The organism is Acinetobacter sp. YH16044 (assembly GCF_013417145.1).
Lineage (GTDB): Bacteria > Pseudomonadota > Gammaproteobacteria > Pseudomonadales > Moraxellaceae > Acinetobacter > Acinetobacter amyesii.
This window is the reverse complement of record NZ_VPEK01000031.1, coordinates 1-23,816: the sequence shown is the minus strand read 5'-3', so window position 1 is coordinate 23,816 and position 23,816 is coordinate 1. Positions and strand designations below refer to the sequence as shown.

Genomic DNA, 23,816 nt, shown 5'->3' with positions numbered 1-23,816 from the left:
TTTTAGACCAAAACTCCTGCACAGATGCAGGAGTTTTTCATTAAAGGTTCTTTTGATTAACTCGTTTAGAGAGTTCTTCCGCACTTTCAACTCGTTCAGAATAGCGATCTGTGAGGTAGGCAGATTGACCACGTGTGAGTAGGGTAAATTTATATAATTCCTCCATCACATCGACAATGCGAGTGTAATAGGAGGAAGGTTTCATGCGATCATTTTCATCAAACTCTAAAAATGCTTTTGCAACGGAAGATTGATTTGGAATCGTGATCATCCGCATCCAACGCCCAAGGATGCGCATTTGGTTAACAGCATTAAAAGATTGCGAACCACCACTGACTTGCATTAACGCCAGCGTTTTACCTTGAGTAGCACGAATGGCACCTGCGGCTAAAGGAATCCAATCAATTTGTGCTTTCAATATAGAGCTCATCGCACCATGTCGTTCTGGCGAACACCAAACCATGCCTTCTGACCATGTAAGCAATTCATGTAATTCCTGAACTTTGGGATGTGAAGTTTCAGCATCTTCAGGCAGAGGAAGACCTTTAGGATGAAAGATTTTGACTTCTGCACCAAAATGTTCAAGGATTCGACCCGCCTCCAATACCGTTAGGCGGCTAAATGAGCGTTCACGGTTAGAGCCATATAGCAGCAGAATGCGTGGCGGATGTTCAAGTGCTTTAGCTTGAACTTGTTCAAAACGCGGTGTTTCAAGTAGATCTAGTTGAATATTGGGGAGCTTCATTTTAGTTCTCTTTATACCATTTTCGTTTTAACCATAGCGATACACTCACTAATGCAATTAGCACAGGGACTTCAACCAATGGGCCAATAATCGTGGTAAATGCAATCGGAGATGCAATACCAAAGGTGGCGATGGCAACAGCGAGGGCAAGTTCAAAATTATTACCCGCTGCGGTAAAGGATATGGCAGTGGTTTTGGCGTAATTATTACCCATCCATTTGCTCATCAAAAAGCTAATGAAAAACATCACCACAAAGTAGATCGTGAGGGGAATGCCAATACGCAGTACATCCATTGGAAGGCTCAAGACATCTGCACCTTTGAGGCTAAACATCACCACAATGGTAAAGAGTAATGCCATTAAACTGATGGGGCTGATTTTGGGTATAAATTGATTTTTATACCAATCCAGACCTTTTTGTTTTACCAATATGGCACGCGTCAGGAAACCGAGCAGGAAGGGAATACCTAAATACACCAATACTGCATGTGTGATGGTCCAAAAGCTGACTTGGATCACTTGTGCTTCTATACCAAAATAAGGCGGTAAAAAACTCAAAAAGAACCATGCGTAGGTACTAAAAAATGCAATTTGGAAAATACTGTTAAAGGCCACTAAAGCCGCGACGTATTGGTTATCCCCACAAGCGAGATCATTCCAGACCAGAACCATCGCAATGCAACGTGCTAAACCAATCAGAATCAAACCGGTCATGTATTCAGGGTAGTGTTGTAAAAACACGATCGCCAAAATAAACATCAGGCAAGGTGCGATTAACCAGTTTTGAAGTAGTGAAAGGTATAAGGTACGTTTATCTTTAAACACTTCAGGCAGGGCTTTGTAATCCACTTTAGCCAAAGGTGGATACATCATCAGGATTATACCAATGGCAATCGCAATATTGACATCACCGATATTGAGTTGATTTAAAGCCCTTGAAGCACTTGGAACATACACGCCAATCGCAATGCCTAGCCCCATTGCTATAAAAATCCATAGCGTTAAATTGCGGTCTAGAAATGACAGTTTTGCAGCAGCCATTATTGGATCTCTGAAATTTTTTGGATTTCTTGGTTAAGCTCTTCACGACTTAATTGCTTAAAATCGAGTGCAAATAAAGCATCTAAACGGCGGTTAATATGCGCCACGGTATCAAAAAATGCTGCAAGTTTTATGTCATCTGCAAGCTCTAAATGGGAAGGATCTTCTAAGCCCCAGTGGGCTTTGATGGCAGAGCCTAAGTAAATTGGGCAAGCTTCTTGAGCGGCAGAACCACAGACGGTAATTACCGCATCAGGCTGGTATTGTTTACATGCTGCGATGGATTTACTCGACAAACCCTCAGTCGGTAGATTGAGGTTGCGTAAGGTTTTTAAGGTAAACGGGTGGACTTGTCCTGAAGGTTTACTGCCTGCACTATAGGCACGGAAACCTTCAGGGGCACGCTGGTTAAAAAGTACTTCGGATAAAATGCTGCGGCAGCTATTGCCAGTACATAGAAATAAAAAATTCATAGCGTTTCACACAGTGTTGTCGTGTTTTTTGGGGAATTTAAATCGAGGTCTTTAAATCGTTCTTGGTGACGCATGACATCAAGTATTTGTGTACACCAAGTAGGCAGTGCAGGGTGAATGGAGTAATAGACCCATTGACCTTTACGTTGATCACTCAAAACACTAGATGACCGTAGTAGCGCTAGATGGCGCGAAATTTTGGGTTGGCTTAATTCAAGGGACTCGGTGAGTTCGCAGACGCAGAGTTCACCTTTACATGCCAACAGCATGATGATGTTCAGACGAGTCTCATCTGCAAGTAATTTGAAAAATTCAGTCTGTTCCATGTTTATCTGTATATATGGATTTGCATATATATTTACATGTGAATATATGGATGTCCATATGTTTTCTTCAATAAAAATCCCACACTTGGTGGGATTTTTATATTTAGATCAGTTTAAAAGTCGAATGAAGTTTGTAAGAAGAAAGTACGTGGCTGACCAATATATTTACCACCTGTTGCATCTGATGAACGGGTGAAATACTGTTTATCAAAGACATTCTTAATACCAGCAGCAACTCTAACCCCTTGTAGCGAACCGCCAAAGTCATAGCCTGTACGCACAGCAAAAGTTGAATAGCCTGGAATATCGCCCAGTTTACCATTTGCCGTTTCTTCAGTTTGGTAGATGCCAGAATCTTGGTTACCTGGGGCACGCTGTTTAGATTGTGCATACATGTCGGCATTGATTGACCAAGCATCATATTTATAGCCTAAGCCAAAGTTTGCGACATTTTGTGAGTAGAATGGCAAATCTTTACCTTTAAAGTTACCTGCTTCAGCAACCGCTTTGGTATAGGTGTAATTACCATAGGCTTTTAAGCCTTCGAGATTGTCAGCTAAATGTCCAAAGTCATAGCTAAAACCGGTTTCGATCCCTTTATGACTTGTAGCACCGAGGTCAGTCCAAATGCCATTGTTTGCAGCATCACGTTCTAAAATCAGTTCTTTGTCAAAATCTAGATAAAACGCAGTCAATTCAGCACTCAAACCATTGCCTAAATATTTGGTACCAATTTCATAGTTATAAGATTTTTCAGGATGTAAGCCATCTAAGGTGGTGACCGCTGTAGTGCCTTGCGTTGTTGCTAATTGGTTATATTGCTGTGGACCAAAAGAGACACTGGCATTGGCAAAGAAATTCCAATGGCCTGTTGCTTTATACAGGATAGCTAAACTTGGCAAAAATTCATCTGATTGGATTGATGGATGAACAGTATTTTGTAATACGCCATTTTTATAGGCACTAAAACTGTTTTGCGTATCAATCGATTCAAAACGAACGCCGGGTGTAATATTCCATTTACCCAGTTCTATACGGTTATCGATATAAGCAGCGTGTGCTTTGGTGCCACCCGCACTACGGGTACGTGCTATAAACTGACCAGGTTCTGCATCTGCTGCGTATTCAGTACGGCCTGCGAACTCGGTGCTCTCTTCGTCCATATAACGGTAACCGACAGTCACTTCATTCAGCGTACTTCCTAAGCTATAGCTACGTGAATAACGTGGCTCAATGGCAAAGACTTTATAATCACGTGGTGAGGTATCTAAGCGATGATTGCCATTGGCTAAAGTAGATTCAAGGTTGCTGGTACGGAATGAATCGATGTAATAACTTAAAAGTTCAAAGTTGTTCGTGTCGTCTTTATGTGTATAACGTAGGGATACATCTGAACGACGGCCAGTGAAAAAGTCACGATAATGCGACGTTTGATATGGATCTGCTTCGAATTCAGCAGTGCTTAAACCTTCAGGCATTTCACCTGTACCATCGTAGTGATGGAAATTTAATGCGATTTTATCCTGATCAGTGATGTCATAAGCGGTTTTTAACATGACATCATCAATGTCATTTTTATTGTTCGCTTCACGATAACCGTTGCCTTTAGTGCCTGAATAAAGTAAGGCAAGACCTAAACCATTATCTAATGTTCCACCAACAAACAGACTAGGACCTAATTTTACCTGATCTGTACCTGTTGCATATTCAGAGTTTAATGCCACGGTACCTTTAAAGTCTTCAGGAATGCTACGTGTGGCAAAGTTGATAATACCGCCGACATTTTGTGGCCCAAAACGGACAGAACCTGCACCACGGACTACATCAACAGATTCTATATTTCCTAAAGAGACAGGCGCCATCGAAAGCTGTGGTTGGCCATACGGTGCAAATGACATTGGTATGCCATCGATCAACACAGTTGAACGTGGAGAGAGGCGAGAAGTTAATCCACGAACGCCAATATTTAATGAAACATCGCTACCGCCAGTACCATTATTTTCTTGAACCTGAACACCAGAAACTTGGCGTAACGCATTTTTTAGAGATGTTGCTGCGCTTTCGTTTAAGCGTTTACGGTCAATAATGGTCCGCGCACCGGCATGCTTTTGCACCTTTTTTTCATTGGCGTTTTCCAGCCAGTTCCCTTGAGTTTCAATGGTGATGGTCGGTAAAACATCAGCTTGCGCGGTATCTGTATTTTCAGCAGCAGAAGCCATAGTGGCAACCATGCTTATACCTACGGCAATACTTAGCGGTAATAACGGGAAGTTTTGAAGCTTTAGAGATTTTTTGCTTGAACTATACATAAAAGTGTGAGCAATGGAGAGAGAGCGCGTATCATAATCTTGAGTGCGATAAATTTAAATAAGGATGATTATCATTTGAAACTATGAATTTGATTAAGCCAATAGACTTTTTAATTTAAATAAAGAATAGATGGAATTTATAGTCAAAAAAACCGCGCTAAAGCACGGTTTCTTAAAATGAATTTAATTATTTAAACTGGATAGAGCCATTTGCACTGACCGTGATTTTAGATTCACCACCTGCCATTTCTTGTTCAGGAATAGCATCGGCACTTGCAGCTTTCATCATAGCCATACGCGGTACTGGCTGACCACCATAATTGCTGGTATTTAAATTAATATTAACTAAGTTATAGCCCGATTTATTCCACGCCTGAGCAAGAGCTTGAGCACGTTGTTGAAAGTTTTTGGATGCTTCAACCATGAGTTCATTCTCAACTTTTTTACGTTGTGCATCTGAAATGCTAAAACTGATTGATTCCGTTTGGAAATTTTGTTGTAACTCGCTCACCAATTGGCTAGCTGCTTTAAAGTCTGTACTTTCTAAACGCACTTCGGCACGACCACGCCATTCTTTCAATTTACGACTGTCATTGTCATAAATCGGGTAGGTGCTTTGAGAACCTGTTTCGATTTTTACTGCAGGGTATTTACGTGCCGTATTCACCGCTTGGGTCATCAATTTGTTGATTTGGGTAGCAAGTTCAGCCGGTTGTTTATTTGACTTTTCAATATATAAAACGGCATGCATTTGGTCGTTCGACACTTGGCGAGTGGCATCCGCCTGAATGTTCACGATGTTGTAATTGAGTGGGTCGGCTGCTTGAGTTGCTGCTGCCAAACCTAGACCGGATGCTAATAAAACAGTAGATAAGATAATTTTACGCATTGTTATGACCTATTCTTCTTTCAGAATGACTAATTTAGCTTATGCTCTTATCTTAAAAGGGGATTGTGATGGATTAAAGGAAAATCTGTGGTGGGATTGTAAATCTTTCAAGAAAAATAAATGCAGTGCTTGATGAATATTTATTTAAATAATCAGCACTTAGTTGTTTAAATAATTGAAGATTACAATAATCATTCATAAGTTGTAAAAAAGCATAAAATAAAAAGGTTTTCTTTGTTTTGTCACACTGTAAGATGATAATTCAGGATATCCATGGAATAGATCTGTTTTTTCTCTAAATTATCTTTTTATTTGATCATAAAAGTGATTTATTTTCTTGAAAAAGTCTGTATCATCCGCCTCCTAGTTAGCCCATACTCAAAGAGTTTTTTTAAGCTAACTAGAAACTCATAAAGCACCGAGTCAAAGGACCGCAAGTCACCCGACTTATTTCTTTCAACCCATATCAGAGATGGTAATTCGATATGAGCGTTTCTTCTGTAAACCCTGCCACTAATTCTACTAACGAATACTATTTGACTCGCCAAAGCCAGATGGAATCCAATGTTCGTAGCTATCCGCGTAAACTTCCACTTGCGATAGCAAAAGCTTTAGGTTGTTGGGTTACTGATGTTGAAGGTACAGAGTACCTCGATTGTTTAGCTGGGGCAGGAACATTGGCATTAGGCCATAATCATCCTGCGGTAATTCAAAGTATCCAAGACACACTTGCAAGTGGCCTCCCATTGCATACTTTGGATTTAACAACGCCTTTAAAAGATGCTTTTACTGAAGCACTACTTGAGCAATTACCTGGTGGTAAAGAAGAGTATTGTCTACAGTTCTGTGGCCCATCTGGTGCAGATGGTACAGAAGCAGCAATTAAATTAGCAAAAACTTACACTGGTCGTAGTTCAGTAATCAGCTTCTCAGGTGGTTACCATGGTATGACTCACGGTTCTTTAGCAATGACAGGTAACTTGTCTGCTAAAAATGCTGTAAACGGCTTAATGCCGGGTGTTCAATTTATGCCGTATCCGCATGAATACCGTTGCCCATTAGGCATTGGTGGTGAAGCGGGTGTTGATGCATTAACGTATTATTTCGAAAACTTCATTGAAGACGTAGAAAGCGGTGTAACTAAACCTGCAGCTGTAATCTTGGAAGCAATCCAAGGTGAAGGCGGTGTAGTGACTGCACCTGTAAAATGGTTAAAGAAAATCCGCGAAGTGACTGAAAAGCACAACATCGTGTTGATTCTTGATGAAGTACAAGCAGGCTTTGCACGTTCAGGTAAAATGTTTGCCTTTGAACACGCAGGTATCGAGCCAGACGTCGTTGTAATGTCTAAAGCAGTCGGTGGCAGCTTACCGCTTGCAGTATTGGGTATTAAACGTAAGTTTGACGCATGGCAGCCAGCGGGTCACACGGGCACATTCCGTGGTAACCAGCTTGCTATGGGTACTGGTCTTGCAACAATCAAAACCATCAAAGAACAAAACTTGGCTCAAAACGCGCAAGAGCGTGGCGACTTCTTACAAGCTGAAATTAAAAAATTAGCGGTAGCATTCCCATGTATCGGTAACGTACGCGGCCGTGGTTTGATGATTGGTGTTGAAATTGTTGATGAACGTCAAAAAGCAGATCACATGGGTTCTTTACCAGGTGATTCTCAATTGGCAGCAGCAATTCAAGCAGCATGTTTTGATAACAAATTGTTGTTAGAAAAAGGTGGTCGTAACGGTACTGTAATTCGTTTACTTTGCCCATTGATCATTAACCAAGCTGAATGTATTGAGGTGATCGTTCGCTTCAAGAAAGCACTTGCTGAAGCACTTGTTGCAACTCGAGGCGCATAAGTCATGGTAGATTTTGCAGAACATCGTAAAGCGTTATTCTGCAATGATGCACAATCCATTGCTGACTATCAGTCAGCAATGGGCGAAGCGGTAAAAGCCGTTTCTGCATGGTTGCAAAATGACAAAATGTACACCGGCGGTAGCATTAAAGAGCTTCGTAGTGCAATTGCATTCAATCCTTCAAAAGAAGGTATGGGTGTACAAAAATCACTAGACCGTATGGTTGAGCTGTTCTTAAACAAAAGCTTAAAAGTACATCACCCACATTCTTTAGCGCATTTGCATTGCCCAACAATGGTAACAAGCCAAATCGCTGAAGTGCTCATTAACGCGACAAACCAATCTATGGACTCATGGGATCAAAGCCCTGCCGGTTCATTGATGGAAGTTCAGTTAATTGACTGGCTTCGCCAAAAAGTTGGTTATGGTGCAGGTCAAGCAGGTGTATTCACCTCTGGCGGTACGCAGTCTAACTTAATGGGTGTTTTGCTTGCACGTGATGCATGTATTGCTAAAAACTGGAAAGACGAAAACGGTAACCCGTGGTCTGTTCAGCGTGACGGCGTACCTGCGGAAGCAATGCGTAACGTCAAAGTGATCTGTTCTGAAAACGCACACTTCTCTGTGCAAAAGAACATGGCCATGATGGGTATGGGCTTCCAATCTGTAGTGACTGTTCCTGTAGATGCAAATGCACGCATGGACATGGATGCACTTGAGAAAACCATGGCGCACCTTCAAGCTGAAGGTAAAATCGTCGCATGTGTAGTTGCAACTGCGGGTACAACCGATGCAGGCGCAATTGACCCATTGAAAGAAGTTCGTGCAATCACCAACAAATATGGCGCGTGGATGCATATCGACGCAGCATGGGGCGGTGCTTTAATTTTATCGAATGATTACCGTGATATGTTAGACGGTATTGAACTGTCTGACTCGGTAACGCTTGATTTCCATAAGCATTACTTCCAAACGATTTCATGTGGTGCGTTCTTGCTGAAAGATGAAGCGAACTATCGTTTCATGCATTATGAAGCTGAGTACTTAAACTCTGCTTATGATGAAGAGCATGGGGTTCCTAACTTGGTGTCTAAGTCACTACAAACAACTCGCCGTTTTGACGCGTTGAAATTGTGGATGACGGTTGAAGCGCTAGGTGAAGAGCTTTATGGTTCGATGATCGACCATGGTGTAGGTCTAACACGTGATGTTGCAGATTATATCAATGCAACTGACGGTCTAGAAATGCTGGTTGATCCGCAATTTGCATCGGTATTGTTCCGTGTAGTGCCAGCAGGCTACCCAGCTGAATTGTTAGATACATTGAACCAAAACGTAGCAGACGAATTGTTTGCACGTGGTGAAGCGAATATTGGTGTAACTAAAGTAGGTCAGGTTCAATCTTTGAAAATGACGACTTTAAGCCCAGTAGCGACTTTAGACAACGTGAAGAATTTGCTTGCTCTGGTGCTTGCAGAAGCTGACCGTATCAAAGGCCCAATCGCTGACGGTACATATACACCTGCAATTGACTAATTGTCATTTTGTAGTTGTAGAAGAAGGAGCTCATTTGAGCTCCTTTTTTTTGTTTTAAATGAAAAGGCGCTTAATTTATTACATGGCCACAATTTTTCATTGAGTGATGATAGTTTACTGTGTAGGCAGATTTTTACTTTGACGGATCAAAGTAACTAAAATCCTTCTCAGGGAAAAGGTACATCCATGTGACCATTACCTTATAGTGACATCCCTGTCGCCAGTCGCGATATTCATTGATGTTTATCATTTGATGAATGAGATACCACTTAATATTTATAACCAATAGAAGGCTTGTAAAGGAGTTTCCCTCTCCTTGTAGGAGAGGGTTAGGGTGAGGTGATGAGGTGAATGCAATACGATATTGATGTTATGCCGCAAATAATGGACTAAAACCTTTCTTACGCAGCAGTTTGCGGTACATACTCGAACTGCGGTCAGCTGGGAAATGTGCTTCAATGCTTAAATCCAAAGGTAAATATTCAGGCTTTTGCGATTCCGACACGAGACGGTCTTCCTCAAATATTTTCAGGTTAAAGTCGTAAGCATCTTCTACAGGCAGGTCTTTGTCATAGTTACGGCAAATCGGTGCAAATAGACGGGTAGAACGAGCAGTCATCGGTGAAGCCGCATTCATAATCACTTGCTTGCTGTCATTTGGAAAATGAATCGTCAGCGTTGCGGTAAACGGCAGATGAATTTCAAAATGGCGCAGCCATTGGAAACCCTCTTGTCCGCGCTGTTCTAAACCAATCGGGTAGCGCCCAACACTGCTCCAATAATCCGCATTAAACCCTGTTTCAGTCTCAAATGTTTTATAGTCAGGTACTTCTACATTTTCAGGGTCACCAAAGGTATCGGGATGTACCCATGCAAAATGCGCAACATCAATAAAGCCTTCAAGCTGCCGGCCTGCAAAACATTGAAAATCGACCGTTGGGCACACCAATTGCTGAAACTCGGCTTCATCCCAATATGGCATTGCAGGGATATTCGGCGCAGTATCTTTAGCGGCAGTAAGTGAGCACCATATCAGTCCATAACGCTCAACAGCAGCATAAGTACGTAAGTTAAAGCGAGGTGAAATTTTGTGCTCAGGATGTGCAGGGATGCGGTTGCAATGACCGTGTTCACCAAAGCGTAAGCCATGATAGCGGCAGACTACCCCTAGACCATCATTTTTACCTAAGCTGAGTGGGACGCCGCGGTGAGGGCAGGCATCTTTAGCGACAATCAGTTCTTCTCCCATTTTATAGATAACGAGCGGCATATCTAAAAGCATGGTGCCATAAGGCTGTTCTGTAATGTCTCGAGCGAGTGCAATGGGATACCAAAATTCTGCAAGTAAGTGCCAGTCATGTTCTTCAAAAGTCATATGCACAGGCAAGTCCGGATTAAATGTCGCAATGGCTTTACTGGTCATTTTAGGCTCTGTTTTTATGTAAACTTGCATATTGAGCGAACTAAAAATGTAATGAAATTTCAATTATTGGAATACGAGGAAATAAAAAATAGAACATGCAAATCTGCATCATTCAGAAAAAGAGGGGAATTTGAAAAAAGAAAATAAGACAAAATATGACAAGGACATGAATTCTTACGAATATCAAAGTAGAAATAAATAAGACCAATACTTTGATAAATTTCATTACATGTTGAAAAATAAAGAATTATATTTAAATCAATGTGCAATCATCAATTATCATAAAAGCGTCATAAAGCTGTAACTTCACTGTCATATTCTAAAATCAAAATGCAGTAATCGAAATAAGTACAAAACTGAATAAAAAGTGGCGTACTCCTAAACTGCATCAAATAAGAGAGATGAGAATGCGCTTAAATCATATCGCACTTGCTATGGTACTCACTACTGGGGCAACAGTCGCTACAACTGCAAATGCAGCTCGTGACACGATCCAAATTGCTGGTTCTTCAACTGTACTGCCTTATGCAAGTATTGTTGCAGAAGAGTTTGGTAATACATTCCCACAATTTAAAGCACCTGTCGTAGGTTCAGGCGGTACTTCAGGTGGTTTGAAACAATTCTGTAATGGTGTAGGTGACAACACAATTGACGTTGCAAACGCATCTCGTAAAATTAAAGATACTGAATTGGCTGCATGTAAAAAAGCCGGCGTTAACCAAATCTTAGAAATTAAAGTTGGATATGACGGTATCGTATTTGCGTCAAATGCGAAAAAAGCGGCATTCAAACTTCGCCCACAGCACGTATTTGCTGCACTCGCTGCTGAACTACCATCAAAAGGTAAATTGGTTCCAAACCCATACACACGTTGGAATCAAATCGACCCAACATTACCAAACGAAGCAATCACTTTAGTTATTCCTGCATCAAACCACGGTACACGTGAAGTATTCCAAGAAAAAATGGTCGATGCTGGCTGTGAAACTTATGAAGCTTTCGCAAAATTAGATAAAGATGCTCAGAAAAAAGCATGTTCAACTTTCCGTAAAGACGGTCGTGTGATTGAAATCGCGGGCGATTATACAGAAACATTGGCACGCTTAAAAACTTCACCTAACGCTGTAGGTGTATTCGGTCTAGGTTTCTATGACCAAAACCGTGACAAGCTACGTGTAGCAACAGTGAATAATGTAGCGCCGTCTGAGAAGACAATTTTAAATGGTTCATACCCAGTATCTCGTCCATTGTTCTTCTACGTAAAAGGCGAGCACTTAAAATCAATTAAAGGCTTAAAAGAGTTCACAGAATTCTTCCTTAGCAAAAAAGTATCAGGTAAAGGTTCTAAGCTAGAAAAAGCAGGCTTAATTTCAATGTCTGATAAAGATCGCGCTGCAGTTCTTGCAAACTTTAAAGCTGGTAAAGCAGTTAAATAATTGGATTGAAACAGCCAATGGCAGGATTGACCTGCCATTGGCTTTTTGCAAAGAAACAGTTTTTTCAAGAAGGGCTTTTGAAAAAACAGTGGAGATTACATGAATCTGCTACTTATTGGTGTGTTGCTCGCAATTATTGCAATCGCTTATCAAGTTGGACTGACCAAAAGTCGCAAACTTGCAGGTAAAGGCAATAACTCAGCAATGTTGCATTCACGACCGGGCTACTATGGTGTTTTGGTCGCTTTATGGTGTGGGATTCCCGCTTTTTTAATCTTGATTGTTTGGAACTTGGTTGAACCGAGTATTTTTCAACATGTTATTTTTAATAATGTTCCCGAAAATATTCGTTTAAGTTTAGATCCTGCAAGCACGAGTGTAATGGTTGACCGCGTTCAAGCGATTGCTTCTGGTTTTGGAGTAAGTGATACGCCAGCTGCATATGAACTTGCAGCAGCAGAACAGTTAAAGAAAATTGAAAACATCGGCTCATATGCAAAATTGGCCGTTGTGATTTGTGCGGCATTGATTGGTTTAGTCATGGCTAAACGCCGCATCGCAGAAAAATATCGTGCACGTAACCAAGTCGAAAAAGTCATTAATATTGCATTGGCACTGTGTTCGGGTGTCGCAATCCTGACAACAGTTGGCATTGTGATGTCGATGTTCAGTGAAGCCATGCGTTTCTTTAGTTTTGTTAGTCCACTAGATTTCTTCTTAGGCACTGAATGGAACCCCGGCTTTAGTACATCAGGGAATGCTGAAGGTAGTTATGGTTTGCTGCCACTCCTTTGGGGCACACTCATGGTCAGTGGTATTGCGCTATTGGTTGCTGTTCCAGTTGGTTTGATGATTGCCATTTATTTAGCTGAATATGCCAAGCCAAGTTTTCGCGCTTGGGCAAAACCGGCTATTGAAGTTCTCGCAGGTATTCCAACCATCGTTTATGGTGTATTTGCCTTAATGATTATTGGACCCTTTGCAAAACAGCTCGGCGCATATATCGGACTCGATATTAATGCAACCAGTGCTTTAACAGCAGGTTTTGTGATGGGGATTATGATTATCCCATTCGTTTCATCATTATCTGACGACATCATTACCCAAGTCCCTCGCGCGCTTCGTGACGGTTCACTTGGTTTGGGTGCGACAAAATCAGAAACCATTCGTCAAGTGGTGATTCCAGCTGCATTGCCGGGCATTATCGGTGCATTCTTATTGGCAGCATCTCGTGCGATTGGTGAAACCATGATTGTGGTGCTTGCAGCAGGGAACAGTCCTTTACTGCATATCAACCCACTCGAAGCGGTATCTACAGTCACCATTACCATCGTAAACCAATTAACAGGTGATACAGACTTTGCGAGTCCTCAAGCATTGGTCGCTTTTGCACTCGGTTTAACACTGTTTGTGATTACTTTAGGTCTGAATATTGTTGCACTGTACATTGTGCGTAAATACCGTGAGCAATACGAATGAGTACGACGAATACATCAAATATGGATCAAACTTTTGATCCGCTCGCAGCCGCAGAGCTTCGTGAAAAACGTAAGAAAATCATTGAAAACTCATTGGCGAAAAGACACCGTAAAGAAAATACCTTCCGTGTCTTGGGTTTTAGTGCAGTAGTGACTGGCTTATTGTTCGTCGTGCTATTGTTTGGCAGTATTTTAGCCAAAGGCTTACCAGCATTCTGGCAAAGCTCGATGACGGTGCCTGTGTTTTTTGATCCAAGTATCGTCAATGTAGGAGCGAAACCGGTTCAAAAAGAAGGTGAATCTCCTGCACAGTTCCAAGAGCGTTTTATTGCTTGGCAAACTGAAATGGGCATGGTGGATTGGGATGCGCTGATTGTGAATGGGATCATTGCAAAAGATCCAGCGATTGCCTCTCAACGTGATGATCTCAACAGTTTATATACCAGTTCAGAAGCATATCGCTTACGTGACATGGTTATGGCAGATCCATCATTGATTGGCCAAAAGCAAGATTTGAAAATCCTTGCAGATGCCAATGTCGATGTCTGGTTAGCGGGTAATATTGACCGCAGCTTGCCTGATGAACAGCAACAATTGAGCCCAGAAGTACGCCAACTCGCAGATAAACTCAAGGCTGACGGTGTTATCACCAACTCATTTAATACTGAAATATTTAAAAATCCAGACTCTCGTAGCTCACCTGCAACTTCAGGTTTAGCAGGGGCGTTTATGGGTTCACTCTTCATGATGCTGATCGTGATCATTATTTCGATTCCAATCGGTGTAGCATCCGCAATTTACTTAGAAGAATTTGCACCTAAAAACTGGATTACCGATGTTGTCGAAGTCAACATTAACAACCTAGCAGCGGTTCCTTCGATTGTCTTTGGTTTACTTGGTGCTGCGATTTTTATTGGTTGGATGCACATGCCGCTTTCGGCACCTGTGGTTGGTGGTTTAGTCTTAAGTTTGATGACACTACCAACGGTCATTATTACCACACGTGCATCACTAAAAGCTGTCCCGCCATCGATTCGTCAAGCCGCATTAGGTTTAGGTGCATCACGTTTACAAACTGTATTTCACCATGTCTTGCCACTGGCATTGCCGGGTATCTTAACTGGTGCCATTATTGGTGTTGCGCAAGCCTTAGGTGAAACTGCTCCATTATTATTGATTGGTATGAGTGCCTTTGTGGCAAGTGTACCAGCCACTCCTTTAGATCAATCCACTGCATTACCTGTACAAATTTTCCTTTGGCAAGGTAACGAGCTACGTAACTTCTTTGAAGGGCGTACCGCAGCAGCAATCATTGTACTTCTTGCTCTCATGATCGGCTTAAACAGTTTAGCGATCTGGTTACGTAAGAAATTTGAAGTACGCTGGTAATTGAGGGCATTATATGAATAGCGTCGTTACAACAGAAAAGAATTCCTTAGATCAGGATAAGTCCGTGAATCCAGAACAAACACAATTTACCTCTGCTCAGGACAGCCAAAAACAAACCAATACTGCGTTTGTGTCACAGTTTGATACGCAATCTAGTGCGAAAAAAGATGCGAAATCGACCAATGTGAAAATCAGTACCAATGATGTGCATGTGTACTATGGCGAATCTGAAGCGATCAAAGGCATAGATCTGAACATTTATGAAAATGAAGTGATTGCCTTTATTGGTCCGTCTGGTTGTGGTAAGTCAACTTTCCTACGTACGCTCAACCGTATGAATGACACGATTGATTCTTGTCGTGTGACAGGGCAAGTGCTTATGGATAATCAAGATATCTATGATCCAAATCTCGATGTGGTGTTACTGCGTGCCCAAGTGGGTATGGTTTTCCAAAAGCCGAACCCATTCCCAAAGTCTATTTTTGACAATGTCGCTTATGGTCCAAAATTGCATGGTTTGGCACGTGACAAATACGACATGGAAGAAATTGTTGAAAATAGTCTGCGTAAAGCAGGCCTTTGGGATGAAGTGAAAGACCGTTTGAACCAACCGGGTACAGGACTTTCAGGTGGTCAGCAGCAACGTCTATGTATTGCGCGAACCATTGCTGTCAGTCCTGAAGTGATTTTAATGGATGAACCTTGTTCAGCACTCGATCCAATTGCAACAGCAAAAGTAGAAGAGCTCATCACTGAACTTTCAGCGCAATATACCATTGCGATTGTGACACACTCGATGCAACAAGCAGCGCGTGTTTCTGACCGTACCGCATATTTCCATTTGGGTGATTTAATTGAAGTGAATTCCACTGAAAAAGTCTTTACCCAACCGGATCATCAGCTTACAGAAGCCTATATTACCGGTCGTTTTGGTTAATCTAGACTGTTTAAAAATAGAGCCGAAAGGCTCTTTTTTTATGAAGTCAATAATTAGGTCAAAAAGTCTTGATAAAAATAAAATGCTCAATTTGGCTCAATGAGAATTATTTTCAAAAAATAGATTGAATTTTTGTGATGCAACCCACATGTTATACAACATAAATATGAATTAAATGAGTTTCAATTTTATGCTATTTCATAATCCCAAGTTGCCTGCGGAAATTCGTGTAAGCCATTTAAATGCACGTATTAATGAACAACGAAAAAAAATTGCGCAAACGACTGCATCTAAACTTGAGCTGCTGCAACTAAGCCAACAATTATCAAAAGAAGCGCGCGCACGTAAAAAGAATAACCAAAAAATTTATGTAATCGATTTTAATGGTGATACCGCTGCATCTGCGGTAACGAGTCTACGTGAAGAAATTACCCTGATCTTAGCGACAGCAAAAGCAGGACGTGACCGCGTGGTTTTACGTTTAGAAAGTCCAGGCGGGATGGTGCATGGCTATGGTCTGGCCGCTGCACAATTGGTACGTTTACGTGATGCTGGATTTAACTTAACCATTTGCGTGGATAAAGTTGCTGCAAGCGGTGGCTATATGATGGCCTGCATTGCAAATGAGATCGTTTCAGCACCATTTGCCGTGGTGGGTTCGATTGGTGTAGTTGCACAAGTGCCGAACTTTAACCGTTTATTGAAAGAAAAACATATCGATTTTGAACTGTATACCGCGGGTCAGTTCAAACGTACCGTAACTATGTTTGGTGAAAATACTGCTGAAGGTAAAGCCAAATTTGAAGAAGAGTTACAGCAAACCCATAACTTGTTTAAACACTTTGTTGAAAAATACCGTCCTCAGCTCAATGTCGATAAAGTTGCCACAGGTGAGCATTGGTATGGTCAAGATGCAATGGATCTCAATTTGGTCGATAAACTCCAAACGTCAGATGAATATCTATTAAGTCTTATGCCACAACATGATGTATATATGATTGAAACCCGCAAAAAACCAACACTGGGTGAGAAGTTAGGCTTACAAGCAGCACAAATTGCGGATTCATTGGTTCCTGCTGTCATGTCAAAAGTGATGGAATCATTGAGCAAAGCTAATGCAAATATCGTTCAATTAAAAGATCTAAAATTTTAAAATCTTTATGCTTATAAAGTATTTAAAGCTCACTTCGGTGAGCTTTTTTATGCTAAACGATGCTGTTGTGATAGATTGCGTTGCGTACATAGATATTGATGATAATGATGTCTAATTTTCTGTTTATTTTAGGTGGTGTCATTTGCCTAATGGTTTGGCCTTGGCTATATTTGCTGCATTTTCAAAGTGTGAAAAAATCTGTGCTGAAACAGTATGCTGCGCTGTTTGGCCCAGCAGCAACACTGTTGGCAGGCTATATTTATTGTTCATCACTACAGGTAGATGTTCGCTCTGAAGCCTGCGGCACTGTTGTGGCCTATCAGAGTTATATGAGTAGCGGAAATATAAATAAAAGACAGCCTTTTGAGCGGGTTGAAATTTTAGTGAATCATACAAAATATACACGGCATTTTCGTATAGATGATGATCTACAAAAAATGCCAGCGGGAGCAAAAGCGTGCTTTCAGTATTATGACCGAAAATTGAATCCGCAAATGTCAGATTCAATCTTAATTCAATGGACTGCTTAAATATTTAACTGATGTTACGCAGTAACACCAGAAGTGCAATTTGATTCAAATAAAACAACGATACGCGGTAACGTCATCCGCAAGTGTTTGAGACAGGGCTGCTTCTAATCAAAAATGTTTTTGCGATACTTTGAATACGTAGACGCGAGCGAACGAGTTTTGCGGTGAGGAGCATTGCTCCGCAAGATGGTTTCCTTGCGAAGCTTCGCTTCTCATTTTGCCGAATGAGAAACATCGTTTCGTAAAAGTACCTCCAGCCGAAGGCTAATCCCGTTATTCAATTCCTAGATGTAAGACTTCGTCGAATAGACTTAAAAATCATTTTTAAAATGAGAAATTACTTCTAGGTGCGTAACATCAGTATTTAAGATAAAAAATATTCAGGCTTTTGTTTAGCGTTATTCAACAAATTTGATGTCATTAAACAAATACCACCAGTGATCATCGCACCTAGTGTTGCAAGTAGCATATCTTTATGTGCATCCCAAATATCACCTTGTTGCCCATTATAATTTTCAGCTTCTTCTGGTGATAAGCCAATGGCAATCAGCCATTCGATCCATTCATAAAATAAACTGGTCGCCATGACGAATTGTACGACCAATAAAAAGAGTGTTCCGGCTTTTAACTGCGGTAGCCAGATTTGAAATATGCGATAAAAGAACGGGTAGAGCAGCAAACCATAGGCAAGATGTACAAGCCGATCATACATGTTCCGACTCCATCCCATGCTTTGATCAAGGTTGAAACCGAAGAGAGCTTGTGTCCATTCAGAATAAGGTACATAAGAATATAAATAATGGGCACCGATGACATGAATCAGTAAAAAGCCAAGATACAGACAAACTGTTCTGAAAGTTAGTCCTATTTTATAGAGGAAAACGAGCAGCACGATCAGCATAAACGCTGTGCCGATTTGATGGAGGATATATGCTTCCATTTCTAAAGGTTGGATACTGGCGATCACAATGGCAAGAGTTAATAACGCAAAAGCTAAGATGTGCTTAAGTTTTAATTTGAAATCAATCATGAAAAGGCAAAGCTCAAATTTTTTATCGGTGTGCAGTGGTTATAATTCGCGGCAAGTATAGCCATAATGCGATGAAAGGTGTTAGTTCGACGGCGTTAGAATTTGTGCATTATTTTTTCAAATGTCATCAGCTAGCAACTAGGGATAAGTATTTTCAAAAAGATTGTATTAAACTCAGATGTATATCGAAGTTTATGTATTTGGAAGTAACTATGGCCGTTGTTGAGGCATTTATTGCGACTCAAAATTGTTATTTTAACTATGAGTTTGAAGAACTTAATTTAACAGATGATTTTCCAGAAGAGCTCTCTGTATCTTTGCGGGGCATGATGTTTCGCCATGAAATTCAGTATCCCAATGCCACATATTATATTTATTACTCAGATGTTTTAACGGGTTGTGAATTACAGCGAATGAAAGATGATTGGGCGAAATATTGCCCTGCAGAATAAAATTGCGTCTAAATTTTCTATCTCCTTATAGGAGATGAGAATCCTCAGAATATATTCTGAGTTCGCAAGGGAGAGTTGGATAGTCTCATCTCCTTGCGGAGCATGCTCCTCATCTCAAAGAGAGCAGAAGTATTATAAATAAAAAACGAGGCATGAAGCCTCGTTTTTTTTGATCTATCTAAAATTAGATTTTAGAAATAAGATCTTTAATGTTTGCTGCTTGAGTTGATGCATTACCTGTATATGTTGCAGGTGTCATTTCTGCAAGACGCGCACGGTCAGCTGCAGGAACAGCTTCAAGCTCATTACCATTTACGAAATCAACCATCATGTCGCGAGTCATTGCTTGACCACGAGTAAGGGCTTTAAGTTTTTCGTAAGGTTTTTCAACTGCATAACGACGCATTACAGTTTGAATCGGTTCTGCAAGCACTTCTTGCGCATGGTCAAGGTCTTCTAGAATACGTTGAGCATTCAATTCAAGTTTACCAATACCTTTAGAGCAAGCTTCAAAAGCGATCAAGCTTTGTGCAAAACCAACACCCATGTTACGAAGCACAGTTGAGTCAGTTAAGTCACGCTGCCAACGAGATACAGGAAGTTTTTCACCAAGGTGAGCCAATACCGCATTCGCAATACCCAAGTTACCTTCAGAGTTTTCGAAGTCAATTGGGTTAACTTTATGTGGCATTGTTGAAGAACCAACTTCGCCTTCTTTCAAACGTTGTTTGAAGAAACCAAGTGAGATGTAGCCCCAAACGTCACGGTTAAAGTCGATCAAAATGGTGTTGAAACGACGTAGCGCATCAAAAAGTTCCGCCATGTAGTCATGTGGTTCGATTTGAGTGGTGTACGGGTTAAATTCTAAACCTAATGATTCAACAAATGCTTGTGAATGCGCAGGCCAGTTAATTTCAGGGTAAGCAGAGTAGTGCGCGTTGTAGTTACCTACTGCACCATTGATTTTACCAAGTAATTCAACTTGTTTGAATTGTTTGATTTGACGTGCAAGGCGGTAAGCCACGTTCGCCATTTCTTTACCCAAAGTTGTTGGGCTTGCAGTTTGACCATGTGTACGAGACAACATTGGTTGTTCAGCGTGTTGTTCAGCCAAAGCAACGATTGAATCGATGATTTGCTGCATTGCTGCAACTAAAACTTCACGGCCATTTTTAAGCATTAAAGCATGAGACAAGTTGTTGATGTCTTCAGATGTACATGCAAAGTGAATGAATTCTCCAGCATTTTTAAGCTCATCGATATGTGCGATTTGCTCTTTTAAGAAGTACTCAACTGCTTTTACGTCATGGTTTGTTGTACGTTCAATTTCTTTAATGCGGTTTGCATTGTCTTCAGAGAAGTTCGCAACAATTGCATCAAGCGCAGCGTTAGTTTCAGCACTGAACGCTGGAACTTCAGTGATTTCAGGACGGTTTGCAAGCGCTTGTAACCAACGCACTTCAACAGTCACACGAGCATGGATTAAACCAAACTCAGAGAGGAAAGGACGTAGAGCATCACATTTGCTTGCGTAACGTCCATCTAATGGAGAAAGTGCGGTTAAAGCGTTCATAGCGATTCCTTAAATTTTGGAATTAAACGTAAAACAAAAAGCCCGTACTGCATCAGTTAAACCACCTGATACTGTAAACGGGCAAGATCTTGAATATCTTGGAGCAGCTTACGCTTGCTGAAAATCATACCCCACGAGCTACCGCCGAGCTGACGCCACAAGTGAGCCATTTGTAAGCCTGTGAATAATGTCGCGCGAATGCGGTTGGTATGTGCTGTATCTTTAAATGCTTCAGCGTTGCCTCGAACCATAATGCGAGGATTGATCGAACCCGCAGTTTCAATATAGGTTTGGGCAAGGTTTGCAATGATACTTGGATGTAAATAATTATTATCGAAAAATGAAAGCTGTCTTAGGATTTTTTGTTGGGATTGTTCAATGATTTCGACAAATTTAGGATTGCTATAGACTTTCTTTTCTAACTGCAATAATGCCATCGCATACGTCATGGGTAGCTTGGTATTGGCAAGTTTAGGCAGTCTAGATTTTGGGGAAGTGTTAAATGGCTGGGTAATGCTGCTTTCTAAAGTTTTTAAACCGAGAGAAATATCCGCCAATTTATCAAAAAAATCGAGCGTTTGATTGGACTGATTGGATTTAGGACGGATATTCAAACTGGCTTTGATGAGATGTTCAAAATAAAAATTACCGCTTTCACCAATACTTTGCGTACCCGTCAACGCGGTCATATGGGTTAGCTGTGTTGCTTGAAAAACAGCAGCTAACGCCAATGCACGATTTTGGCGAGTATTCAGAGTCTGAGGCTGTTGAAACGGTAACTCTGTCATCCGAAACAATCCTTATTCAATAAAATCCGGTTTAGGCGCATTGGTATGATGAATCACACCACCCCCTAAACAAACTTCACCGGTGTAGAACACCACACTTTGACCCGGTGTAACAGCACGTTGTGGCTCATCGAATTCGACACGCACACCATTTGGCGCTGTAGGGTCTTTAAATATTGTACAGTCTTGGTCAGGCTGACGATAACGAGTTTTCGCTGTGCAGCGGAAGCCTGATTCAGGAATCTCTTGTTCACCAGCCACCCAATCAATCGCTTCAGACCATAAAATGGTGCTTTGCATGAGTGGATGTTCATGACCTTGACCAACGACTAAGCGATTACCTTCGATATCTTTATGCAGTACAAACCAAGCGCCTTCTTCAGCACCTTTTAGACCACCAAGACCGATGCCACCACGTTGGCCGAGCGTATAGTACATTAAGCCGTGATGTTCACCAACCTCTTTACCCGTGTCTAGGACGATTTTTCCGGGTTGAGCAGGTAAATATTGCTTTAAGAAGTCATTAAATCGACGTTCGCCAATAAAGCAGATGCCAGTAGAGTCTTTTTTCTTCGCAGTGGCTAAACCAAGTTCTTCAGCAATTTTACGAACTTGTGGTTTTTCAATTTCACCAACAGGGAACAAAGTCTTATTAATTTCGCGCCCATGTACTGCGTGTAAGAAATAAGTTTGATCTTTATTTTGATCTACGCCACGTAGCAGCGGTGCATATTCTTCACCACGTGAATTTTTAAGTGTTTCACCACGACGGCAGTAGTGACCTGTTGCAATAAAGTCTGCACCTAAGTTCACAGCATGGTCTAAAAACGCACGGAATTTAATTTCTTTATTGCATAAAATATCTGGGTTAGGGGTACGACCTGCGGCATATTCTTCTAAGAAATGCTCAAAGACACGGTCCCAATATTCCATCGCAAAGTTTGCGGTATGAAGTTTGATTCCAATTTTGTCACAAACGGCTTGAGCATCGGCAAGATCTTCCATTGCCGTACAGTATTCCGTGCCGTCATCTTCTTCCCAGTTTTTCATGAAAAGACCTTCAACTTGATAACCTTGTTGAAGTAAAAGTGCTGCAGATACAGAAGAATCTACACCACCAGACATACCGACGATGACACGTTGTTGCATAGGATTAAGCATCCAAATTTGAAATTAAGGGAGAATTTTGGTGCTCGTAAATGAGCGATAAAGGAAATTTTTGACCTGAAAGAGCATCTTGTACAGCTTTGATGACTAATGGACTACGCGCACGGGCAGACTCAATGAGTTCATCAAGCGTCATCCATACTGCACCGACAATACCTGTGTCTAATTGTGCATCGGCATGGTGCTGAATGTCTTTAGCTAAGAAACAGAAGCGGAAATAAGTACGATCAGGGAACATCGGGGGAGTATAAGTATACATGCCTAGAAGGTTCGTGATTTCTACATCGTGACCTGTTTCTTCCATGGTTTCTCGAATGGCTGCTTCAATAATGGTTTCACCAGCTTCGACATGACCTGCAGGTTGATTAAATACAGTATGGGTCACACCTTCTGTATGTTCTTCAACAAATAGGAATTTTCCGTCTTTTTCAACGACAGTTGCAACGGTGACGTGAGCAGTCCAAGCGGTCATAGAAAAGCACCATGGGGTAAAAACGCTATTCTACAAAATTTAGGGAGCGGTGGCTATGATGAGAAGTGAATTCTTTAAAAGAGAAGATTTTTATAGTCTACGTGAATAGTATAGTGAATTATTGAGTTAGTAATAACATTGAAAAAAGCAAAATTTTTAATAATCTAAATATTTTATAGATTATATTATCTGACTAATATATATAAATAATTTAAAATTCGTATAATGTTTTCAATATAGTATAAATTTGAATCTTCGTAAAAGGTTAAAAAATGTCAAATAATGCTCATATCATTCTTCAACAAATTATTGAAGATCAAAAACAAGATTTAGAAATAGATCAGAGTTTGAATAAATTTTTTGGGAATTTTTCAGCTCTCCAATTATTGAAAAATCACGAGTTAAGTTATGAAGAAATAGAAAGGGGTGATGTTGATGGTACATTAGATGGGGGGATTGATAATTTTTATATTTTCATTAATGGAGATCTTATTGATTGGAACTCTTTTGATATATCAGAATCACAAAATGAAGATGCTGAAGGTCAAGAATCTGCTATCAATGTTAAGTATATAAAGGAAAAATATAAGAAAAATATAGAAATAGAGGTTGTACTCATTCAGTCTAAATTGGAAAATTCATTCAATGAAGCAGCAATCACAAAGCTAAAAGACTCCTTAAGTAACCCGAATCCCGCTTAAGCCAATGATTCCATAATTTGAATTGTTGGTTTATTTTGATGATTAAGTTGATATGCACATAACGATGCGTAAATCCCACTCAGAAATCCATGAATACTACGAGCTTTA

22 protein-coding genes and 1 pseudogene are annotated in these 23,816 nt (G+C 40.8%); 10 read left to right on the top strand and 13 right to left on the bottom strand.

Annotation, left to right across the window (positions count from 1 at the left end; all coding sequences use genetic code 11):
- Nucleotides 1-40: 40 nt before the first annotated feature.
- The 6 genes from arsH to FTV38_RS13940 all read right to left on the bottom strand — a co-directional run bounded on the left by arsH (nucleotide 41) and on the right by FTV38_RS13940 (nucleotide 5,784).
- The gene (gene arsH, locus FTV38_RS13965) at nucleotides 41-745 is read right to left on the bottom strand and encodes an arsenical resistance protein ArsH (protein WP_180022807.1); all 705 of its coding nucleotides are present in this window, start codon (nucleotides 743-745) and stop codon (nucleotides 41-43) included.
- Nucleotide 746: 1 nt separating this feature from the next.
- Nucleotides 747-1,787 carry an ACR3 family arsenite efflux transporter gene (gene arsB / locus FTV38_RS13960; RefSeq protein ID WP_180022806.1) on the bottom strand — a complete coding sequence of 347 codons (1,041 nt, stop codon included), beginning with the start codon at nucleotides 1,785-1,787 and terminating at the stop codon, nucleotides 747-749.
- Nucleotides 1,787-2,260: an arsenate reductase ArsC gene (locus FTV38_RS13955; RefSeq protein ID WP_180022805.1), complete on the bottom strand. Its 474-nt coding sequence runs from the start codon at nucleotides 2,258-2,260 to the stop codon at nucleotides 1,787-1,789. Before FTV38_RS13955 ends, arsB begins: the two co-directional genes overlap by 1 nt.
- On the bottom strand, nucleotides 2,257-2,586 hold the full coding sequence (locus tag FTV38_RS13950; RefSeq protein WP_180022804.1) for a metalloregulator ArsR/SmtB family transcription factor: 330 nt from the start codon (nucleotides 2,584-2,586) through the stop codon (nucleotides 2,257-2,259). The genes FTV38_RS13955 and FTV38_RS13950 overlap by 4 nt, the downstream gene beginning before the upstream one ends.
- Nucleotides 2,587-2,699: 113 nt before the next feature.
- Complete coding sequence (locus FTV38_RS13945) at nucleotides 2,700-4,895, bottom strand: TonB-dependent siderophore receptor (RefSeq protein ID WP_180022803.1); 2,196 nt, start codon at nucleotides 4,893-4,895, stop codon at nucleotides 2,700-2,702.
- A gap of 187 nt (nucleotides 4,896-5,082) precedes the next feature.
- Entirely contained in the window at nucleotides 5,083-5,784 is a 702-nt protein-coding gene (locus FTV38_RS13940) for an SIMPL domain-containing protein (protein ID WP_180022802.1), read from the bottom strand.
- Nucleotides 5,785-6,269: 485 nt separating this feature from the next.
- Between FTV38_RS13940 and FTV38_RS13935 the strand changes: the two genes are divergently transcribed.
- Both FTV38_RS13935 and FTV38_RS13930 read left to right on the top strand, forming a co-directional pair.
- Nucleotides 6,270-7,643 (top strand): diaminobutyrate--2-oxoglutarate transaminase, encoded by a 1,374-nt coding sequence (locus tag FTV38_RS13935; protein WP_180022801.1) that lies wholly within the window; start codon nucleotides 6,270-6,272, stop codon nucleotides 7,641-7,643.
- A 3-nt stretch (nucleotides 7,644-7,646) separates the two neighbouring features.
- Nucleotides 7,647-9,179 (top strand): aspartate aminotransferase family protein, encoded by a 1,533-nt coding sequence (locus FTV38_RS13930; RefSeq protein WP_180022800.1) that lies wholly within the window; start codon nucleotides 7,647-7,649, stop codon nucleotides 9,177-9,179.
- Nucleotides 9,180-9,549: 370 nt separating this feature from the next.
- Here the strand turns inward: FTV38_RS13930 and FTV38_RS13925 are convergent, their stop codons facing one another.
- On the bottom strand, nucleotides 9,550-10,602 hold the full coding sequence (locus FTV38_RS13925; RefSeq protein WP_180022799.1) for a Rieske 2Fe-2S domain-containing protein: 1,053 nt from the start codon (nucleotides 10,600-10,602) through the stop codon (nucleotides 9,550-9,552).
- Nucleotides 10,603-11,009: 407 nt separating this feature from the next.
- On the opposite strand from FTV38_RS13925, the gene FTV38_RS13920 reads away from it, so the two are divergent.
- The 6 genes from FTV38_RS13920 (at nucleotide 11,010) to FTV38_RS13895 (ending at nucleotide 17,525) form a co-directional block, all read left to right on the top strand.
- A complete protein-coding gene (locus tag FTV38_RS13920) occupies nucleotides 11,010-12,038 on the top strand; it encodes a substrate-binding domain-containing protein (protein WP_180022798.1) in 1,029 nt (342 codons plus the stop codon).
- A gap of 99 nt (nucleotides 12,039-12,137) precedes the next feature.
- Nucleotides 12,138-13,517: a phosphate ABC transporter permease subunit PstC gene (gene pstC / locus FTV38_RS13915; protein WP_180022797.1), complete on the top strand. Its 1,380-nt coding sequence runs from the start codon at nucleotides 12,138-12,140 to the stop codon at nucleotides 13,515-13,517.
- The gene (pstA, locus tag FTV38_RS13910; RefSeq protein ID WP_180022796.1) at nucleotides 13,514-14,905 is read left to right on the top strand and encodes a phosphate ABC transporter permease PstA; all 1,392 of its coding nucleotides are present in this window, start codon (nucleotides 13,514-13,516) and stop codon (nucleotides 14,903-14,905) included. Before pstC ends, pstA begins: the two co-directional genes overlap by 4 nt.
- A 13-nt stretch (nucleotides 14,906-14,918) precedes the next feature.
- Entirely contained in the window at nucleotides 14,919-15,842 is a 924-nt protein-coding gene (pstB, locus tag FTV38_RS13905) for a phosphate ABC transporter ATP-binding protein PstB (protein WP_218950289.1), read from the top strand.
- Nucleotides 15,843-16,032: 190 nt separating this feature from the next.
- Nucleotides 16,033-16,995 (top strand): protease SohB, encoded by a 963-nt coding sequence (gene sohB, locus FTV38_RS13900; RefSeq protein ID WP_180009607.1) that lies wholly within the window; start codon nucleotides 16,033-16,035, stop codon nucleotides 16,993-16,995.
- Between the two features lie 104 nt (nucleotides 16,996-17,099).
- Complete coding sequence (locus FTV38_RS13895; RefSeq protein ID WP_252725857.1) at nucleotides 17,100-17,525, top strand: hypothetical protein; 426 nt, start codon at nucleotides 17,100-17,102, stop codon at nucleotides 17,523-17,525.
- A gap of 364 nt (nucleotides 17,526-17,889) precedes the next feature.
- Here FTV38_RS13895 and FTV38_RS13890 read toward each other — a convergent pair whose 3' ends face one another.
- Nucleotides 17,890-18,555, bottom strand: coding sequence for a DUF2238 domain-containing protein (locus tag FTV38_RS13890; protein ID WP_180022795.1), 666 nt, complete (start codon nucleotides 18,553-18,555; stop codon nucleotides 17,890-17,892).
- Nucleotides 18,556-18,767: 212 nt separating this feature from the next.
- Here FTV38_RS13890 and FTV38_RS13885 point away from each other — a divergent pair, with 212 nt between their 5' ends.
- Nucleotides 18,768-19,007 carry a hypothetical protein gene (locus tag FTV38_RS13885; protein ID WP_180004910.1) on the top strand — a complete coding sequence of 80 codons (240 nt, stop codon included), beginning with the start codon at nucleotides 18,768-18,770 and terminating at the stop codon, nucleotides 19,005-19,007.
- 184 nt (nucleotides 19,008-19,191) lie between these two features.
- Here FTV38_RS13885 and purB read toward each other — a convergent pair whose 3' ends face one another.
- From purB to FTV38_RS13865, 4 genes are read right to left on the bottom strand one after another with little or no spacing between them, the layout of a single operon-like run.
- Complete coding sequence (gene purB / locus FTV38_RS13880) at nucleotides 19,192-20,580, bottom strand: adenylosuccinate lyase (protein ID WP_180022794.1); 1,389 nt, start codon at nucleotides 20,578-20,580, stop codon at nucleotides 19,192-19,194.
- Nucleotides 20,581-20,636: 56 nt separating this feature from the next.
- Nucleotides 20,637-21,368 carry a high frequency lysogenization protein HflD gene (hflD, locus tag FTV38_RS13875; protein ID WP_218950288.1) on the bottom strand — a complete coding sequence of 244 codons (732 nt, stop codon included), beginning with the start codon at nucleotides 21,366-21,368 and terminating at the stop codon, nucleotides 20,637-20,639.
- Between the two features lie 12 nt (nucleotides 21,369-21,380).
- Nucleotides 21,381-22,517: a tRNA 2-thiouridine(34) synthase MnmA gene (mnmA, locus tag FTV38_RS13870; RefSeq protein WP_180022792.1), complete on the bottom strand. Its 1,137-nt coding sequence runs from the start codon at nucleotides 22,515-22,517 to the stop codon at nucleotides 21,381-21,383.
- A gap of 4 nt (nucleotides 22,518-22,521) precedes the next feature.
- Nucleotides 22,522-23,007, bottom strand: a complete 486-nt coding sequence (locus tag FTV38_RS13865) for an NUDIX hydrolase (RefSeq protein ID WP_078190179.1) — start codon at nucleotides 23,005-23,007, stop codon at nucleotides 22,522-22,524.
- Between the two features lie 272 nt (nucleotides 23,008-23,279).
- Here FTV38_RS13865 and FTV38_RS13860 point away from each other — a divergent pair, with 272 nt between their 5' ends.
- Nucleotides 23,280-23,708, top strand: a complete 429-nt coding sequence (locus FTV38_RS13860) for a hypothetical protein (protein WP_180022791.1) — start codon at nucleotides 23,280-23,282, stop codon at nucleotides 23,706-23,708.
- On the opposite strand, the pseudogene FTV38_RS13855 reads toward FTV38_RS13860, so the two are convergent.
- Nucleotides 23,705-23,816 (bottom strand): annotated as a pseudogene (locus tag FTV38_RS13855) (IS982 family transposase); the annotation flags it as partial. The gene FTV38_RS13860 and the pseudogene FTV38_RS13855 sit on opposite strands and share 4 nt — an antisense overlap.